This is a genomic window from Streptomyces sp. NPDC044064, from assembly GCF_056434245.1.
The window spans coordinates 1-18,580 of sequence record NZ_JBWKFN010000032.1 but is presented as its reverse complement, the minus strand read 5'-3'; the positions used below and the strand labels follow the sequence as shown (position 1 = coordinate 18,580).

General features: G+C 72.9%; 13 protein-coding genes and 2 pseudogenes. 10 read left to right on the top strand and 5 right to left on the bottom strand.

The features are described from left to right. Positions 1–27 precede the first annotated feature (27 nt). Genes AC07DS_RS37245 through AC07DS_RS37235 form a run of 3 tightly spaced genes read left to right on the top strand, consistent with a single transcriptional unit; the run spans position 28 to position 2,602 of the window. On the top strand, positions 28–1,227 hold the full coding sequence (locus AC07DS_RS37245) for a cytochrome P450 family protein (RefSeq protein ID WP_479152881.1): 1,200 nt from the start codon (positions 28–30) through the stop codon (positions 1,225–1,227). Positions 1,228–1,254: 27 nt separating this feature from the next. Then, the gene (locus AC07DS_RS37240) at positions 1,255–2,193 is read left to right on the top strand and encodes an L-tyrosine/L-tryptophan isonitrile synthase family protein (protein ID WP_479152710.1); all 939 of its coding nucleotides are present in this window, start codon (positions 1,255–1,257) and stop codon (positions 2,191–2,193) included. Between the two features lie 10 nt (positions 2,194–2,203). Next, positions 2,204–2,602, top strand: coding sequence for an ACT domain-containing protein (locus AC07DS_RS37235; RefSeq protein WP_479152708.1), 399 nt, complete (start codon positions 2,204–2,206; stop codon positions 2,600–2,602). Between the two features lie 33 nt (positions 2,603–2,635). On the opposite strand, the gene AC07DS_RS37230 is transcribed toward AC07DS_RS37235, so the two are convergent. Both AC07DS_RS37230 and AC07DS_RS37225 read right to left on the bottom strand, forming a co-directional pair. Then, entirely contained in the window at positions 2,636–3,877 is a 1,242-nt protein-coding gene (locus AC07DS_RS37230) for an FUSC family protein (RefSeq protein ID WP_479152879.1), read from the bottom strand. A 1,057-nt stretch (positions 3,878–4,934) separates the two neighbouring features. Next, positions 4,935–6,167 carry a cytochrome P450 gene (locus tag AC07DS_RS37225; protein ID WP_479152706.1) on the bottom strand — a complete coding sequence of 411 codons (1,233 nt, stop codon included), beginning with the start codon at positions 6,165–6,167 and terminating at the stop codon, positions 4,935–4,937. A 262-nt stretch (positions 6,168–6,429) separates the two neighbouring features. Between AC07DS_RS37225 and AC07DS_RS37220 the strand changes: the two genes are divergently transcribed. Next, positions 6,430–7,791, top strand: coding sequence for a tannase/feruloyl esterase family alpha/beta hydrolase (locus AC07DS_RS37220; protein ID WP_479152704.1), 1,362 nt, complete (start codon positions 6,430–6,432; stop codon positions 7,789–7,791). On the opposite strand, the gene AC07DS_RS37215 is transcribed toward AC07DS_RS37220, so the two are convergent. Beyond that, on the bottom strand, positions 7,780–9,378 hold the full coding sequence (locus AC07DS_RS37215; RefSeq protein WP_479152702.1) for a glycerol-3-phosphate dehydrogenase/oxidase: 1,599 nt from the start codon (positions 9,376–9,378) through the stop codon (positions 7,780–7,782). The genes AC07DS_RS37220 and AC07DS_RS37215 overlap by 12 nt on opposite strands. Then, positions 9,375–9,983 (bottom strand): TetR/AcrR family transcriptional regulator, encoded by a 609-nt coding sequence (locus AC07DS_RS37210; protein ID WP_479152700.1) that lies wholly within the window; start codon positions 9,981–9,983, stop codon positions 9,375–9,377. Before AC07DS_RS37210 ends, AC07DS_RS37215 begins: the two co-directional genes overlap by 4 nt. 83 nt (positions 9,984–10,066) lie before the next feature. On the opposite strand from AC07DS_RS37210, the gene AC07DS_RS37205 reads away from it, so the two are divergent. Together AC07DS_RS37205 and AC07DS_RS37200 are read left to right on the top strand one after the other, a co-directional pair. Further along, complete coding sequence (locus AC07DS_RS37205; RefSeq protein WP_479152699.1) at positions 10,067–11,656, top strand: FAD-binding oxidoreductase; 1,590 nt, start codon at positions 10,067–10,069, stop codon at positions 11,654–11,656. 48 nt (positions 11,657–11,704) lie between these two features. After that, the gene (locus AC07DS_RS37200) at positions 11,705–12,610 is read left to right on the top strand and encodes a YegS/Rv2252/BmrU family lipid kinase (protein WP_479152697.1); all 906 of its coding nucleotides are present in this window, start codon (positions 11,705–11,707) and stop codon (positions 12,608–12,610) included. A 4-nt stretch (positions 12,611–12,614) separates the two neighbouring features. Here AC07DS_RS37200 and AC07DS_RS37195 read toward each other — a convergent pair. Beyond that, positions 12,615–14,503: pseudogene (locus AC07DS_RS37195) on the bottom strand (ATP-binding cassette domain-containing protein). Between the two features lie 286 nt (positions 14,504–14,789). Here AC07DS_RS37195 and AC07DS_RS37190 point away from each other — a divergent pair. The 4 genes and pseudogenes from AC07DS_RS37190 to AC07DS_RS37175 all read left to right on the top strand — a co-directional run. Continuing rightward, the gene (locus AC07DS_RS37190; RefSeq protein ID WP_479152695.1) at positions 14,790–15,047 is read left to right on the top strand and encodes a hypothetical protein; all 258 of its coding nucleotides are present in this window, start codon (positions 14,790–14,792) and stop codon (positions 15,045–15,047) included. A gap of 277 nt (positions 15,048–15,324) precedes the next feature. Further along, positions 15,325–17,559: a peptidoglycan recognition protein family protein gene (locus AC07DS_RS37185; RefSeq protein WP_479152694.1), complete on the top strand. Its 2,235-nt coding sequence runs from the start codon at positions 15,325–15,327 to the stop codon at positions 17,557–17,559. A 131-nt stretch (positions 17,560–17,690) separates the two neighbouring features. Beyond that, complete coding sequence (locus tag AC07DS_RS37180) at positions 17,691–18,050, top strand: ArsR/SmtB family transcription factor (RefSeq protein WP_479152692.1); 360 nt, start codon at positions 17,691–17,693, stop codon at positions 18,048–18,050. A gap of 213 nt (positions 18,051–18,263) precedes the next feature. Continuing rightward, positions 18,264–18,580 (top strand): annotated as a pseudogene (locus AC07DS_RS37175) (LCP family protein); the annotation flags it as partial.

Sequence of the window (18,580 nt, the reverse complement as noted above, 5' to 3'; positions counted from 1 at the left end):
ACGACTCTGCCCGACCCGGTCCCCCTGATGGGCTGCCCCTACAAGAGAAACCCCTACCCCCTCTACGAGCAGATGCGCGAAGCCGGCCCGGTCCACCGCGTCCTCTTCCCCAGCGGCGTACACGCCTGGCTGGTGACCGGCTACGACGCCGCCCACTCGGCCCTCGGCGACGACCGGCTCGGCAAGAACCACGACCGGGGCAACGACCGCTGGCGCGCCCGCGCCTCGATCATGCCCGAGCCGCAGCACTCCCGGCTTCAGGTCCATCTCCTTCACCAGGACCCGCCGGAGCACACCCGCATGCGGCGCCTCGTCACCGACGCCTTCACGCCGCGCCGCATCGAGAGCCTGCGCCCCCGCTTCCAGGAACTGGCCGACGCACTCGTGGCCGCGCTGCCCGAGACCGGTCCCGCGGACCTCGTCAGCGGCTTCGCCGCGCCCTTCCCCTTCCAGGTCCTCGCCGAAGTCATCGGTCTTCCGCAGAAGTTGGCGGACCGCTTCGACCGTGACTGGGGAAAGGTCGTCCAGCCCGTCGGACCCACCGACCCCGGGCGGCCCGCGTACGAGGCGCGGCTGCACGGCCTGCAGAGCTACATCGCCGACATCGTGGCCCACAAGCGGGAACACGAGGACGACGACCTGCTCAGCCGGCTCGTCGTGGCCCGGGACCGGGGTGAACTGTCCCAGGAGGAGCTGGACTCCATGATCTTCCAGCTTCTGGTGGCCGGCCAGGAGCCGGTCACCAACCAGATCACCACCGCCCTGATCGCGCTGTTCCGCCACCCGGACCAGCTGGCCCGCCTGCGCGACACCCCGGACCTGCTGCCCCGCGCCGTCGAGGAACTCCTGCGCCACGACAGCGCCTTCGAGCTGACCACCTGGCGCTTCTTCGACCGGGACAGCGACCTGCACGGCACCACGATCCCGGCCGGCGACTCCGTGATCGTCTCCCTGTGCGCCGCCAACCGGGACCCGCGCCGCTTCCCGGCCCCCGACAGCCTCGACCTCGGCCGCAGTCCCAACCCCCACCTCGCCTTCGGCCACGGCGTCCACTTCTGCCCCGGCGCCGCCCTGGCCCGCGCCGAACTCCGGATCGCACTCGGCACGCTGCTCGCCCGGCTGCCCGGCCTGCACCTCGCCGTCGCCGACGAGGACCTCGCCTGGATCCCGGCCGTCCTCGGCCGCGGCACCCACCACCTGCCCGCCGGTTACGACCGACGCCGCTGACCGAGACCCCTCTCCCCAAGGAGTGACATGCTGTTGACGACCGCCTCGCCCACGCGCATCAGCACGGACATCCTGAACCTGCTGCTGCCGTACCACCGCACCACGGACCGTGCCCCCGCCCCCGCCGAGGCGTTCGCGCACCAGCGGCGCCGGATCGCCGGCTTCGTGCGCGCCGGCGCACCCGTCGAGTTCACCCTGCCCGGCTTCCCCTGCAAGTCCCCCAACCCGGCCAAGGTCCTCGGCCACCTGCCCGACCAGGCGGAGCGCCTGTCCCTGTGCTTCCTGAACACCCTGTGCGCCGAGATCGAGCGGATCCACCCGCCCGGCGCCCGGGTGGTCATCTGCTCCGACGGCCATGTCTTCGGCGATCTCGTCCGGGTGCCCGACCGGCACATCGACGCGTACGGCGACGAACTGCGCGCCCTCATCGTCGACTTGGGGCTCGGCAACCTGTCGGTCTTCGACCTACGGGACGTCTACGGCCCTCTTCCGTACGACGTGAAGCGCGCCCATGTGCAGGACCGCTACGCCCCGACGGCCGAGGCCCTGCGCGCCCTGGTCCGGTCCGACGACGCCACCCGCGACCTCTACCGCGGCATCACCCGCTTCCTCGTCGAGGACACCGCCGACTTCCCCGGCACGCGCTCCGCCCTCCAACGCGATTGCCGCCGCCGGGCCTACGACGTCATCCGGCGCAGCCGCGCCTGGGGCGCCCTCATCGCCGAGCACCACCCCCGTGCCGTCCGGCTGTCCATCCACCCGCAGCCCGTCGGCGACGTCAAGTTCGGCATCCGTCTGCTCGACGCCCCGGACGCCTGGACCACTCCGTGGCACTCGGCCGCCCTGCGCCGCACCGACGGCACCTGGACCCTCCTGCCCCGCGAGCGGGCCGCCGGGCTGGGCCGTCTGGTCGACCACGACGACAGACCGAGCCATTTCGAGCAGCACCGATCGCACGTTCCGTAACGTGGGGATCATGACCGGCGAGAGAGATCTGCAGAAGCTGCTGAGCGGGATGCGTCCGGAGCTGAATCCGGGCCGCTACGTGTTCACCACCGTCGAGGGCAATGTGCCCTCCGGCATCACCCCTGTGGTCACGGTCGCCGAACAGGAGGGCCTGACCCTGGTGGCGCGGCTGGACGAGGCGGACGCGGCGGGGCTGGGGTACGACTACGTGGCCGCCTGGATCACCTTGCGCGTGCACTCGGCACTGGAGGCGGTGGGGCTGACCGCCGAGGTCGCGCGGGAACTCGCCGAAGCCGGCCTGAGCTGCAACGTCGTCGCCGGATTCCACCACGACCACCTTTTCGTGCCGTACGAGCACGCTCACCAGGCGGTGGCCGTCCTGGAGGGTCTGGCCCGGCGCTCCGCCTGATCCGGCACCGGGACACGGGGGTGTCCCTGGGGGTCAGGCCGTCTCTCCGGGCCGGGCCGCCGCTGCCAGGCTGGGCTGGAGGCGGCCGGCCGCGTTGATGTGGTCGACGGTCCAGATGACGCGTACCGCCGTGTCGGAGGCCCGCCCGTCGGCGTCCCGCAGGTCGCGGCGGACCGAGTCGACCAGACTCGCCTCGGCCGCGGGGTCGGGCGGCAGCGGATCCCGGACGGCGGAGCGACCGGCCAGGCTGACGGCCAGATCCCGGTACCAGCCGGCCACCCGGCCGGCGGCACTCAGCAGCACCAGGCGTGCCTCGGCGCGGTCCGTGCCCGCGTGCAGCTCGCTCGCGCGCTGCCACAGTCCGAGCACCGCGTCCGCGGCGAGCCGAAGACCCACGATTCCGGTGACCAGGGTCGTCAGGTCGGCCAAGGAGACGGGCTTCGCACCGCGTTCGGCCAGGAAGCTCCTGAACGCGTCGTCGAGCCTGCGCGCCGCGGCCGCCGCCTCGCGGCCCTCCTCCAGCGGAGCGTCCGCCGCCGTGGGCCGGACACCGCACCGGCCCACTGCGTACTCGACGGCCCCGGCCAGATAGCGGGCGCTGTCGGTGTACGCCTCGGCCAGCGCCCGGTCCACGGCGGCCGCGGCACCGCGCGGCCAGAAGAACAGCCCGACCAGCACGCTCACGGCACAGCCGATCCCGATGTCCTGGACCCGCAGCAGCACGATGTGCCAGTCGGGGTGCTGGCCGATGTTGAACAGGATCACCAGGGTGATGGTGAAGGCCGCCTGACCGGCGGCGAAGGACACCGCCGCCGGGGCGATGCCGGCGATCAGCACCGCGACGGGCAGCAGGAACCACAACGCGGTGCCGTGCCGGCCGATGAGCTGCAGCAGCCCGGCGCCGATGACCGAGCCGGCGATCGTTCCGCCCAGCGCCCGGATCGCGTTCTGCCCGGTGCTGAGAGCGTTCGAACGCAGCACCGACAGGGTGCCGAGCAGTACCCAGAACGAGTGCTGCACGCCCGTCAGCACCGCCAGGGTGACCGCGATGCCCAGACCGACCGCGCCCCGGAGACTGTTGTGCAGCCACACCGAGTTGGGCCGCAGGTGTGCGACGGCCCGCTCGCGCGCCGCGGCCAGCGGCCGGCCAGGGCCGCCCGGTTCGAGGCCGAGGAGCCGCTCCGGCCAGTCGCGCCGTTCCGCCGCGGCCGCCAGATCCACGTTGTCCGCGATCTGCAGGGTCGCGAACCCCAGTTCCTGGGCACGGAACGACATGTCGAGGGTCTCCAGGAACGCACGGACCCCCGGCTCCGTACTCGGCCCGGGCAGGTGCACCGGCAGCAGTGCGGTGGCGCTGCGCTCCATCCGGCCGATGGCCGCGCGCAGCCGTGCCGTCCCCGCACGCAGCGCGTCGGGGGAGCCGCGCGGCTCGTCCAGCAGATCGGCGGTCCGTTCCAGCACGGACGCGGCTGCCTGCCGCACCACGAGGGCCCGCGGATCGCAGACCGGGTGGCCGCCCGACGGCGGAGCGCTGTCCGCCACGATCGTGCTGAGCCAGGTCAGTTCGTCGACCAGCCGCACCAGGGCGCGCGAGCCGGCGGACAGCCCGGTGGGCCGGTAGGGGGTCCCGTCGAACGCGGTGCGCAGGTCGGCCGTGGCGACCGCGGTCTCGTCGGCGGTCTCCCGGCACCTGCGCACGCCCGGTGCGTCGGCCCCTGCCGCCAGGTGGGACGCGTCGGTGCGCAGCTGTGCCGCGGCCGCCCGGCACACCCGGGCGGCGGGCGCGCTGAGCGGGTCCGCGGTGGGGCGCGGCCACAGCAGCGAGACGGCGAGCAGTGCGGCGGCCGAGGCGAGTCCCGCGCCGGCGAGCCGCTCGGGCAGCTGCGACAGCGGCGCGGGCGTGGTCACCGGCAGCACGAAGGCGAGGAGCAGCGCCGTCGAGGCGCCGGCGAGCACCGAGCTGACCACCCCCGAGAACAGCACCACGAAGCCGACCACGACGGTGGCGGTGACCGCCACCCAGCCCTCGCGGGCCGCGAGCGTCCCCAGACAGATGAGCAGCAACCAGGCCACCGCGAGCCCCACATGGGCGCGCAACCGCTGCACCATCGGTCCGGTGAACTCGACCAGCAACAGCATCGAGAAGGAGCCGAACGCCGCGAAGGTCGCCATCGCCGACGAGTGGAACGCCTGTGTGCACAGCGCGAACAGCGCCGGCATGACCAGGGCGGTACGGGCCGCCCTGCGCGTGGCGGCCAGCCCCGGGTCGCGCGAGCGCAGCCACGCCGGGATCCTCGTCCACCACCTCGGCATCGGGCCGGCCTCCTGCGCGCTACCAGGTCACCGGCAGGGCCCTCGGCCCGCGGATGAGTCCCTCGCGCTGGAACTCGACCTCGCCGGCGGGTACGGCGAGCCGGACACCGGGGAAGCGGTCGAGCACGGCCCTGATCATGACCTCGGCCTCCATACGGGCCAGCAGAGCCGCCAGGCAGAAGTGGGGGCCGTGCCCGAAGGCCAGGTGCCCGGCACCGTCCCGGTCGAAGTCCAGCACGTCCGGTTCGGGGAAGACCGAGGGATCGCGGTTCGCCGCGACATAGGCGTTGTACACGGCCTCGCCCTTGCGGATGACGTGACCGCCGATCTCCACGTCCTCGGTGGCGATGCGGGGGATCCCGACACCGTTGCGGTGCGGGACGAAGCGGTACAGCTCCTCCACGGCCCCGGGCAGCAGTTCGGGAGCGCTGCGCAGCCGGTCCAGCTGCTCCGGATGGGTCAGCAGCGCGTACATCATCGAGCCGCTGTTGTTGCGCACCGCGTGACCGCCGCTGACGTAGATGGCCATGGCCAGCGAGATCGCCTCCTCGTCGGTGATCTCACCGGCCCGGGCGGCGTGGGCCAGCACTCCCGCCAGGTCGTCGCGGGGTTCGGCGCGGCGGCGTTCGAGCAGGTCGACCACGCGGCTGCGCGTCGTCCGGCGCGCCGCCCGACTGCGTGCGCCGCCGTCCGGGGCCTTGGACAGGAGCGCTTCGGAGTTCCCGGCCCACTCGTGCCAGTCGTCCTCGTCCGCGCCGAGGAAGAAGCAGACGACGGCGATCGGGAAGGGGGTGTGCAGATGCTCCATCAGATCGCCCGGAGAGCCGGCCTGCTCCATCCCGTCGAGCATCCGATGGGCGGTGCGCTCCGCCAGCGGGCGCAGCCTGGCCATGCCCTTGCCGGTGAACGCCCGGGCCACGACCCTGCGCAGCCGGGTGTGCCGGGGCGCGTCGATGTACTGCAGACCCGCCGTCTGCGAGGCAACGGCCTGCGGCACCATGCTGGTCACCGAGCTGCCGACGACCCGCTCACGGGAGAAGCGCGGATCGGACGTGACGAAGCGGACGTCCTCGTACCGCGTGACCAGCCAGGCGTGCCCGGAGCCGTAGGGCAGGCTGATCCGGGTGATGGCCTCGTCGCGGAGCACCTCGTCCAGGAAGGGATCCGGGTCCAGGGCCGGAAGGTCGTCGACGGCCCAGGGCCGCACCGGAGGAGGAGGCGACGCGGACGCGGATTCCGGTTCGAGGGTCATGGCTCATCACTCCTGAATGTCCCGTTGCCCGGGCGCGGAGCCCTGGTCGAGCAGCCGACCTCGCCCGGACGGCGGGAGCGGCCCGGCACCCTCGGCCACGCCCTGTCCCTTCTCTGCCCCTCCCCGTAGCGTGCCGCAGGCACCGACCGCCCGCACGCCGAAGACGCCCGTCGCGTCATGTTCGTCGGCTCTACTGCGGACGCCACCGGAGTGTGTGCTGCCTCCATGGCCGGCCCGGCGCAGCAAGCCAACGATGGGCGTCATGCGCCCCAGTCGACGAACCACCCTCCTGTCCGCCGCCCTGCTGGCGGCATCGGCGGTCACCCCCGCGGCCGCCGCCCGAGCCGACGACGGTTCTGGCCGCCGGCGCCGGATCACGGTCCCCGGCGCCGAACGGCAGCTGGTCTCCCGCCACGACGACCTGACGACCAGTGCCCTCACCGGCACGCCCTACACCGACCCGGCCGACTGGGCCGGACTCACCGCCGCGGGCACCCACAACCCCTCCGGCGTGCCCGGCTGGCAGATCGACGGCTACTTCCCCGGCTCCTCGCACCTCAACACCACGCACGGCTGGAACCACGACGCCCAGTTCGTCATCCGGCTGCCCGAGGAGTGGAACGGCAAGCTGGTCGTCACCGGCGCCCCCGGCGTCCGCAGGCAGTACTCGATGGACACCCTCGTCTCCGACTGGGTACTGGCCCAGGGCTGCGCCTTCGCCGCCACCGACAAGGGCAACTGCGGCCCGGACTTCTACACCGACGGCGTTCGTCCCGGCGACGCCGTCGCCGAGTGGAACCGGCGCACCACCCAGCTGACCCGGGCCGCCAAGGCCGTGGTGGCCCAGCACTACGGACATGCCCCGCGCCGCACGTACATGACCGGGATCTCCAACAGCGGCTACCTCACCCGCTGGCAGCTGGAGAACCATCCCGAGCTGTACGACGGGGGCGTCGACTGGGAGGGCCCGCTGTGGCGGCCGCAGGGCCCGAACCTGCTCACCTTCCTGCCCACCGCCGTCGCCCGCCAACTGGGCCGGGCCGACGACGAGGACATGTACGCGGCCGGCTTCGCACGAGGGTCGGAGTTCCTTTGGCCGTACCACGAGAAGGTGTACTGGGGCCTGACCCAGAAGATCTACCGCGCCGAGTTCGACCCGGGCTACGACCCCGCCTGCCCCGGCGCCTCGGCCGGTACGACCCCGGAGGAGATCCTCGCTCCCTGCCCCTCCGACGCCGCGTACGACTACGCCGCACGGCCCGGGCCCGTCCATGACGCCGTCGCCCGGATCTCGCTCACCGGCCGCATCGGCCGGCCGATGGTCACACTGCACGGAACCCTGGACGCGCTGCTGCCCATCGCCGTCCAGTCCGACGTCTATGCGCGGATGATCGCCGAGCAGGGCCGGTCCGGACTGCACCGCTACTACCGGATAGAGGGCGGCACCCACGTCGACAGCCTGTACGACACCTTCCCGGACCGGCTGCGGCCGATCCTGCCCTGCTACCGGGCCGCCTTCACCGCGCTGACGGCCTGGGTGGAGCGGGGCGAGGTGCCGCCGCCGAGCGGCACCGTTCCCCGGCCGCGCTCCGGTGCTCAGGTCGGCACCGGCTCACTCACCTGACCTCGGTCGGGCCGGGGTGCCTGCCTGTGCCAGGACCTCCCCGGCGATCGCGAGCGCCTCGGCGCGGTCCTCGGGGACGACACCGATCCGGGTGCGCCGGTCCAGCAGGTCCGCCGCGTCGAGTGCGCCCTCGTGCCGGGCGGCCCACACGAGTTCGGCCCGGGTGACCGGATGCCCCGGCAGCACCGGTTCTGCCAGGGCCGGATCCCGTTCCACGAGGGCGTGGACGGCCGGGGCCTCGGTGCCGTAGCGGCGGACCAGCCGGCGCGGCGCGGGCACGGCGCGCAGCCGGTCCGGTGCGGTGGCGCCGACCAGCGGCAGGGAGGCGGTGGGGGAGGGGCGCACGGGCAGGCCACGGGCCTCCACCGCGGCGTCCACGGCGTCCTGCGCCATCCGGCGGTAGGTGGTGAGCTTCCCGCCCACGACGGTGGTCACCCCGTCGGGCGAGGTCAGCACCGCGTGCCGCCGGGAGATGTCGGAGGTACGGGCCGGTGCGTCACCCGGGCCGTCGTGACCGCTGGTGTCCAGCAGGGGGCGCAGCCCGGCGAAGGCGCCGACGACCTCGTCCCGGCGTACCGGCGTGTCCAGGACGGACCCGAGCACGTCCAGCAGGAAGCCGATGTCGGTCTCGGGGACCTCCGGCACGTCGGGGATCGGGCCGTCGACCGGCTCGTCGGTGAGTCCGACGTAGACCCGGCCGTCCCCCTGGGGCAGCACCAGGACGAAGCGGTTGGTCTCGCCGGGGATCGGAAGGTGCAGGCCGGCCGGCAGGGCGCCGAGCCGCTCCGAGCGCAGGACCAGGTGGGTGCCGCGGGAGGGCCGGATCCGGATCCCCTCGACCAGGTCACCCGCCCATACACCGGCGGCGTTGATCACGGCGCGGGCGCGGATCTCGCCCTCCTCGCCGGTGAGTTCGTCGCGGATGCGGGCGCCGGTCCCGGTCGACTCCAGCACCCTGACCCGGGTCAGTACCCGGGCGCCCCGCGCGGCGGCGGTGCGCGCCAGCGCGGTGACCAGCCGGGCGTCGTCGGTGACCTTCCCGTCCCAGGACAGCAGTCCGCCGCGCAGGTCGGCCGCGCGCACCGAGGGTGCCAGGTGCCGGGCCTCCGTCGCCGACAGCCGGCGCGGGGCGGGCAGCACCTGACGCGGGGTCCGCGCGGCCAGCCGCAGCATGTCGCCGGCCCGGAACCCGGCCCAGGCCAGGGAGGATTGCGCCCGCGACACCAGGGGGGTCAGCGGCAGCACGAACGGCTGGGCGGCGACCAGGTGCGGGGCGGTGCGGGTCATCAGGACACCGCGTTCGACCGCGCTCTCGTGGGCGACGTCGAACTGCGCGGAGGCCAGATAGCGCAGCCCGCCGTGGATGAGCTTGGAACTCCAGCGGGAGGTGCCGAAGGCCAGGTCGTGCGCGTCGACCGCGACGACGTCAAGACCGCGGGCGGCCGCGTCCAGGGCGGCTCCGGCCCCCGTGGCGCCGAGCCCGACGACCAGGACGTCGGCGACCCTGCCGTCGGTGGCCTCGGCCAGTTCCAGGGTCCGCCGGCCCGCGCTGAGGGACGAGCCTCGTACGGCCTCGTGGTGGCTCATGGCGTCAGGGTCCTCTCCAGAAGGGTGCGCAGCTCGCCCAGCAGGGCGGCGGAGTCGAGGTCGGGGTCGTCCTCGTCGGTCATCGTGCGCAGGGACAGGGCGAAGGACTGCACGATCAGCAGCAGGCCCCGGGCCTGCCGCTGCAGGTGAGCGGTGCGTACCGATCCGTCCGCGTGGCCCTCGCGCAGTGCGCCGGTCAGCAGCTCCAGCAGCGCCTCCTGGCTCGCCCCGCGCCGGTCGAGCACGTAGGGGAGCAGCAGTTCGGGATCGACGTCCACGATCTTGCGGAAGAGCGGGTGGGCGCGGAACGCCTCCACCCCGGCCACCAGACCCGCCACGATCCGGCCGCGCGTGTCGGTGCCGGGGGAGGGTTCCGGTATCGCGCGGGTGGCCACGTCGATCCACTCACGGGTCATCAGATCGCCCACCAGCGTGCGCAGGTCGGGCCAGCGCCGGTACAGCGTCATGCGCGAGACGCCGGCGCGGCGGGCCACGTCGGCGAGGGTGGTGCGGCGGACCCCTACGGCCAGTACGCAGTCGCGCACCGCGTCGAGCACGTGATCGTTACCAGAACTGTCTGCACCGTTGTGACGAATAGGCGTCATGTGTCACAGTGTAACGCCCCGGGGGCCGGGCGGAGACGCCGCCGCGCGAACCGAGCACACCGATCTGTGAGGACGACCCTTCGATGGACATGCTGTGGAACGGCTGGGGCGACCCGGCCAAGGCGGCACCGCTGCCCGACTCGGTGACCGGACTGCTGCGCGACCTGCTCGGCGTCAAACCGCGCACCACGCCGCCGCTCGCCCTGGAGGACATCGACCTGCCCGCGCCCACGGCCGGTCCGGCCGCGCTGAAGGCGCTCGCCCAGGCCGTCGGCGGCGAGGAGCACGTCCGCACGGACGCCGAGAGCCGTATCCGGCACACCCGCGGCAAGTCCACCCCCGACCTGCTGCGGCTGCGCGCCGGCGACGTCCGCGACGTCCCGCAGGCCGTGGTCCTGCCCGCGACCCACGACGAAGTCCTCGCCGTACTACGAGCCTGCGCCGGGCACGGCCTGGCCGTCGTCCCCTTCGGCGGCGGCACCTCCGTCGTCGGCGGACTCGCCCCCGAGCGGCGCGCCTTCGTCGCCCTGGACCTGCGCCGCATGAACCGCCTGCAGCTTCTGGACCGGGTCTCCCGCACCGCCGTGCTCCAGCCCGGTCTGCGCGCACCCGAGGCCGAGGCCCTGCTCAACGAAGAGGGCTTCACCCTCGGCCACTTCCCGCAGTCCTTCGAGTGGGCCACCATCGGCGGCTTCGCCGCCGCCCGCTCCAGCGGACAGGCCTCCGCCGGATACGGCCGCTTCGACGAGATGGTGCTCGGCCTCACCCTCGCCACCCCCGAGGGAACCGTGGAGACCGGCCGCGCCCCCCGCTCCGCCGCGGGACCCGACCTGCGCCAGCTGATCCTCGGCTCCGAGGGCGCCTTCGGCGTCATCACCTCCGTTCTCGTACGGATCCGCCCGCTGCCCGAGGTGCGCGTCTACGAGGGCTGGCGGTTCGCCTCCTTCGAGGAGGGAGCGGCGGCCCTGCGCCGGCTCGCCCAGGACGGACCCCGGCCGACCGTGCTGCGCCTGTCCGACGAGACCGAGACGCTCATCGGCCTCGCCCAGCCGGACGCCATCGGCGCCGGCCTGGAGAGCAACGCCGGATGCATGGCGATCACCGGCTACGAGGGCACGGCCGAGGACACGGCCCAGCGCCGTGAGCAGGCGGCAGCCGTCCTGCGGGACGCCGGCGGCACCCTGATCGGGTCCGAACCGGGCGAACGCTGGGCCCACGGCCGCTACTCCGCGCCGTACCTGCGCGACTCCCTGCTCGATGCGGGAGCCTTCGCCGAGACACTGGAGACCGCCGCCTTCTGGTCCCGGATCCCCGAGCTGTACGCGGCGGTCCGCACCGCCCTCACCGACACCCTGACCGAGGCCGGCACCCCGCCCCTGGTGATGTGCCACATCTCGCACGTGTACGAGAACGGCGCCTCCCTGTACTTCACGGTCGTCAGCGCCCAGGGCGAGGACCCCGTCGCGCACTGGGCGCGCGCCAAGCACGCCGCCAACGACGCCCTGCTCGCCGCCGGGGGCACCATCACCCACCACCACGGGGTGGGCACCGACCACCGCGACTGGTATGTCAAGGAGGCCGGACCCCTCGCCGTCGAGGCCCTGCGCGCCGTCAAGCGCCGCCTCGACCCCGAGGGACTCCTCAACCCGGGCGTCCTGCTGCCCACCGACTGATCCGCCCCACCCAGCCCGTCACTCTCGTCATCGCCCGGAGGCCCACCGATGCGACAGTTCACCGCCGTCGTCAACCCGACCGCGGGCGATTCGACCGGGGCGGCATCGCTGCTCCAACTGGCCCGACTGCTCCGCGAGGCAGGGGCCGAGCTGGAGACGGAGTACAGCCACAGCCTCGCCCACGCCCAGGACATCGCCCGGCAGGCCGGGGAGCGCGGCCGGGTGGTCCTGGCGGTCGGCGGCGACGGCATGGCCGGCGGCATCGGCGGAGCGCTCAGCGGCACGGGTACGGTCCTGGGTCTCGTGCCCGCCGGACGGGGCAACGACTTCGCCCGGGCGCTGAACCTGCCGTCCGACCCGGCCGAGCTCGCCGACATCCTCCTGCACGCCGAGCCCAGCCGGGTCGACACCATCGAGGTGGAGTCCGCGGTGCACCAGCGCACCGTGGTCCTCGGCAGCGTCTACGCCGGGGTCGACGCGCTGGCCAACCGGCACGCCAACGAGGCCCGGCTGCTGCGCGGGTCCGCCTCGTACTACGCGGGCGGCCTGCGCGCGGTGACCACCTGGCGGCCGGCGGACTACCGCGTCACCGTCGACGGCGAGGAACACACCCACCGCGGCTACACCGTCGTGGCCGCCAACTCCCCCTACTACGGCTCCGGCCGGCTCATCGCCCCCGGCGCCAGGGTCGACGACGGACTGCTGGACATCGTGATGATCCGCGAGGCCCCGCGCCGGCTGTTCTTCGCGCTCATGAACGAGCTGAAGACGGGCGGACACGTCCGCCGCCCGGAGGTACGGGTCCTGCACGGAAAGGAGATCCGTATCGAGGCCACCCGTCCCGTCCCCTACGGCGCCGACGGCGAGGTCGAGGCGACGCTGCCGGTGACGGTGCGGGTACGGCCCGCGGACCTGCCGGTGCTCTGGCGCCCGGCCGCCGCGGACCGCCCCTGATCCCTCAGCGGTCGTGGGACAGGGCCAGCAGTTCGGCGAAGGTGCCGCCCGCGTGGACCAGGTCGTCGTAGGTGCCCTGCTCGGTGATGCGGCCGTCGTCCAGCACCACGATGTGGTCGGCGACCTTGGTGTTCTCCAGCCGGTGGGTGACCACCACCGTGATCCGGTCGGCGGCGATGGCCCTGATCCGCTCGAAGATGCCGTGCTCACCCCGCGGGTCCATCTGTGAGGTGGGCTCGTCGAGGATCAGCAGTTCCGGCCGGCGGTACAGGGCACGGCTGCAGGCGAGCCGCTGCCACTGGCCGCCGGAGAGTTCCGCCCCGCCGAAGACCTCCCGGGCGAGCAGGGTGTCCAGGCCGGCCGGGAGGTTCTCCACCGCCGCCCGCATCCCGACCGCGTCGACGGCCTCCCACACGGGACCGTCGTCGTCGCTGCGGGGCTGGCCGAGCGTGATGTTCTCGCGGACCCGCAGCGGCCACTGGGCGAAGATCTGCGGCACCAGCCCGGTCCTCGCCCACACGGCAGCGGGGTCGGCGTGGGCGAGGTCCGTGCCGTTCCAGGTGACCTTGCCCTTGTCCGGCAGGTAGATCCCGGTGAGCAGCCGGGTCAGGGTGGACTTCCCCGAGCCGTTGACACCGACGATCGCCAGGATGGACCCCTTGCGCAGGGTGAGGGAGACACCGTCCACGGCCGGTCTGTCCTTGCCGGGGTACTGGTACACCACCTCGTCGAGCCGGATCTCCTCGACCGTCCGGGCGACGGCGCGGTCACCCCGGCGCGGGGCGCGGGCCGCCGCGTCGTCCAGGAAGGCCTGCATGTCGCCGAGATAGAGACTGGTGTGGAAGACCGCGGCGCCGTTGACGACGACCTGCGACAGTGCGGCCAGGGTGGTCTGGACGGCGACGACCGCGGTGGCGGCGATCGCGAGCGCGATACGCCCGGTCACCGCGAGCCAGGCCAGCGCCGCCCAGGCGGTGACCAGGAAGACCCCGCCGGCGAGCGCGGAGAGCAGCGCGATCCGCAGCGTGCGCGGGGCCGCCGCGAGAGTGCGCCGGTCGCACCGGTCGGACAGCGACCGGTACCAGAACACCAGGTAGTCCGTCATCGAGTTGGCCCGTACCTCGTCCCCGTACTTCGAGGTCGTCGCCCACCAGCGCATCATCCCGCGTACGTTGCGGTCGGCCACGTTGGCGTAGTGGATCTCGTAGTCCACCCGGGCCGTCAGCACGGCACCGATCCCCGCGGGCAGCACGGCGAGGAGGAGCAGCGGCAGCATCATCATGTTGAGCACGGACAGACACCGCTGGCGGTGATCATGCGGATGAGCGCGGACATGAACCGCTGGGCGTCGGCCACCATCACAAGCGTGCGCATCACCCCCATCTCCGCAGCCTCCTGACGGTCGGTGAAGCCGTCGACCGCGTAGGCCGCCGCTTCCACCCGGCACACCGCCTCCACCAGCGCACTGTCGGTCTCCGTGGTCAGCAGCGGTGTGATCCGGCGTTCGGCGTACGTCGCCACCGCGCCCGCACCCCGGGCGAGCGCGGCAGCGGCGGCCACGACCACCAGCGCCGGCACGGCCGCGCCCAGCCGACCGCCGACCGGGCCCGGCCCGAGGACGTGCCCCATCGCCCGGGCCGTCGCGGCGAGTTGGACCGCCGCGGACACCCCCGTCACCACCTGACAGCCGAGCAGCAACTGCACCGCACGCCGGTCGGTGCGCCACGACAGCCGTCCGATCCGGGCCAGAACCGCGGGAATCTGCTCGCACATCCGCCGGAAGGACACCTCGGCCAATGGATTGACCGAGTACTGCCCGCTGTATCTGATCTCCGCCGGCGGTGGCGGAGGAGGTGTCGCGTCCTGCTGATCGTGTGTGTCGGCCGAGGTCAACGTGATCCCCCTGACGGTCGCTCCGGCTGGTCACGTGGCTCAACGACCCGGCACCAATATCGAACACACGTGTTTCGGCCGTGCTCCGAACCCCGGCGCAGAGCTCATCGCGGAGCGTGCTTGATGCACCGACCCTTGCCGCACAACAGGAGTCAGCGGGAGGGGGGTTGGCCGAAACGCCGACCAGCGGGCGCCGGTCCCGCCGCCGGCACGGCGAGGCCGTGTCCCTCGTACGTCCAGCAGCTGGATGGGCGCCACGCGCCCCTCGAGCAGAGTCGTCTCCTACGTGACGCGCACCGAGGGCGCCGACTTCAAGGGCATGCAGTACGGCTTCAGCGACCGGGCCTCCGGCGCCGCGCTCGAGACCGTCCCCTTCCAGGGCGGTGGCGACGGTGACCCGCCGCCGCATCAGCGCAGCCGGCTGGAGACGGTGATCTGGGACGTCTCCCCGCACGCGACCCGGCTGACGATCGCTCTGCACGACTTCTGCCGGCCTGACGAACGCAACCTGGTCCTGCGTGACGTGCGCGTCCCCGCCTCCTGACCGGATGCCTCCGCACTGACGTCCGACGTTCATCCGCCCATGACGCGCGGCCAATAGCGGCGTTGTCAGGTCAAGATCATGCCGCCGAGGCCGGCGTGCTGTGGCTTGGCTCACATCATCCCGCCCACCCGTGATGATCACGGACTGGAATGCGCTTTCGGGATGGGTTGCCTGTGTGGCAGGCGAGCCTGACGTGACGTTACTTCTATGGCCGTTCCCGGCCGATTGTGGGGGTGGACTCTCCGTGAGCCGTCGTACAGCGCATGCGTACAGACCCTTGAACCTCAAGCGGCGGGCATGGCTGACACTGGGGGCAGTGGTCCTGGGCGGCGGGGGCGTGGTCTCCTACGCGGTGGCCAGTCCCTCTCACGACTCGGGTGGCGCCGGCCGGGCCAAGCGGCCGGTGAAGGTCTACGACCTCGCGCTGAAGGGCACCGCGAACGGCAGGCGCGAGCTGCCCCGCACCGACACCGCGCAGTTCTCGATGCTCGGTGTGTCCTGGACCGGCGCCGTCAAGCGGCTCGAGGGCACGGCCCAGGTGCGCACCCGCAGCCGCGAGACCGGGGACTGGAGCGCATGGCGTGACCTCGAGGTGAACGTCGACCCGCTGGAGCGCCCCGACGCCGATGCCCGTGGCGCCTCCGAGCCGCTGTGGGTCGGCTCCTCCGACGGCGTCCAGGCGCAGGTCGTCCACAGGGACGGCTCGACCGCCCCGCTGCCGAAGGGCCTGCAGGTCAACCTGGTCGATCCGGGCGTGGTGACCGACGCCGAGACCAAGTCCGGCGCCGGTGGCGCCCATCCGGCCGCCTTCGCCACCGAGACGGCGTCGCCCTCGGAGACCCCGAGCGAGTCGGCCACGGCGAGCCAGACCGAGTCGTCCTCGGGGATCCCGGCCGAATCGCCCTCGGAGACCCTGCCCGAGTCGCCTTCGGCGAGCCAGAGCGAATCCCCGTCCATGAGCCCGTCGGCCACCACGCCGACGGCGCCGTCGTCCACCGTGCCGGAACCGCCGATCACCTCCCGGGCCGGCTGGGGCGCCGACGAGTCGATCAGCCCCGACGCGCCGGAGTACAACGCCGACGTCAAGGCCGTCTTCGTCCACCACACGGACGGCAGCAACGACTACTCCTGCACCGACTCGGCGTCGATCGTGCGGAGCATCTACGCGTACCACGTGCAGGTCAACGGCTGGAAGGACATCGGCTACAACTTCCTGGTCGACAAGTGCGGAACGGTCTTCGTGGGCCGCAAGGGCGGTGTCGACCTGCCGGTGCTCGGCGCCCACACCTACGGCTGGAACCGTGAGGCCGCGGGCATCGCGGTGCTCGGCGACCACACCACCACCGGCGCCGCAGACGCCGCGCTGGCCTCGATCGCCCGCGTGGCCGCGTGGAAGCTCGGGCAGTACGGCTTCACCCCCGAAGGGACCGCCCAGCTGACGGCCGGCGCCACCCAGACCAACTACTCCGGCACGAAGTTCACCGCGGGCAGCACGTATGCCTTCCAGCGGATCTCCGGGCACCGGGACGGCTACAACACCCAGTGCCCGGGCAGCTCCCTCTACGCCCAGCTGCCGACCATCCGCTCCTGGGCGGCCGGCCCGGTGCAGGGCCTGAAGGTCACCTCGGTCGACAAGGCGGCCCTCTCCGGCTCGACCTACTACACCAAGGGCGCCGTCACGGTGCACTGGTCGACCAGCACGCCGGGCTCGCTCCTCTCCAAGTTCGAGCTGCTGGTCGACGGCGCGACCGCCGCCAGTGTGTCCGGTGGCGCCACCTCGGCCGGTGCCACACTGGCCGCGGGCACGCACACCGTCGCCGTCCGGGCCGTCCACCAGTCCGGAAAGTCCACGACGAGCGCCGCGCTGAAGGTCGTGGCCGAGACGACCGCACCGACCTTCATCACCGCCCCGAAGCTCTCCCTGCGCACCGGCACGGTCAGCACCGGCGCGGTCCCGGTCACCCTCGGCTGGAAGGCCGCCGACGAGACCGCACTGCGCCGGGTGGACCTGCTGTCCCCGACGACGGCCACCTTCGGCCCGACCACCACCAGCTCCAACCGCACGGCCGCGTCCGGCACCGCCGCCACCTGGTCGATGCGCGCCTACGACTACGCCGGCAACTACCGCACCTCCTCGCCCTCCTTCACCCCGGTGATCCTGCAGGAGACCTCCGCCACCAAGTCCGGCAGCTGGACGACCCGTTCGTCCGCCGGCTACCTCGGCGGCAAGTCGTACTCCAGCGGCTCCAAGGGCGCCGCCCTCACCTGGACCTTCACCGGTCGCTCCGCCGCCTGGGTGGTCTCGCGCGCCGCCACCTCGGGGCAGGCGTACGTCTACGTGGACGGCACGAAGACCGCCACGATCGACCTGAAGTCCACCACCACCCAGTACCGCCAGGCCATCTGGACCAAGACCTGGTCCAGCAGCGCCAAGCACACCGTGAAGATCGTCGTGGTCGGCACCAGCGGCCGTCCGACCGTCACCACGGACGGCCTGGTGTACATCAAGTAACCGCATACACGGTCCCCGTCGAATATCCGCACACGCAGTCCTCGTCCGCCCAGGGGGAACCCTGGGCGGACCCCTACACTGGGTGCCCGCATGTGCGTGAACGGTGAAGTGGGCGGGGGCAGGAGAGGGCTGTGGCGGAGAACGGCGGCTTCGAGGACCCGTCGGCCGAGGTGCTGGCGGCGGCGGCCGCGACGTTCGGGCTGCTCGCCTCGTCGGCGCGGCTGCACCTGATGTGGGCGCTGGCGCAGGGCGAGAGCGATGTGACGCACCTCGCCGACCGGGTGGGCGGTGCGCTGCCCGCGGTCAGCCAGCACCTGGCGAAGCTGAAGCTCGCCGGGCTCGTCAGCTCCCGCCGTGAGGGCCGCCGGCAGGTCTACTACATCGACGACCCCGACATCGTGATCGTCGTGCGGGTGCTGGTCGGACAGCTCACCGCTCGCTCGCAGCACGCGCCCTCCTCCGTACGGCAGCTGCACGGCGTCGAAGCCTGAGCCCACCGGGGCCCCTTCCCCGGTTCCATGAGATCCCTCACCTGTGAATTCCCACAGGATCCGTACTGTCCGGGCCACGGGTTTGTTAGATTGCGCAATCACGCAATTCAGGCGGAGCCACCGTTTCCCGCCTGCCCGAACACCGCCGCGCTCGCCCGGCCGCACACCCGACGGCCCGGCCTGCAGAGCCCGACCGTTCATGGGAGTGGGTAGATGAGCGACCCCTGGGACGGCCCGGGCGGCCAGGCCACGCGCGACCGCAGCGCCCGGGTGCCCGGACAGCGCACGGGCGAGCCCGACGGACCGCGCCCGGGAGGCCGGGCCGGCTCCCGCTCACGTGCCGGCGGTCGTTCACGGCGCCGAGCCGGTGCGGGGCGCGGCAAGCGGGTGCTGAAGATCGCCGCGGTGTGCCTGTCGCTCCTGATCCTCGGCACGGCCGGCGCGGGCTGGTGGTTCTACCAGCATCTGAACGGCAACATCCAGAGTGTCTCGCTGGACGGCAAGGGCGGTTCGGAGAAGGCGGATGCGTT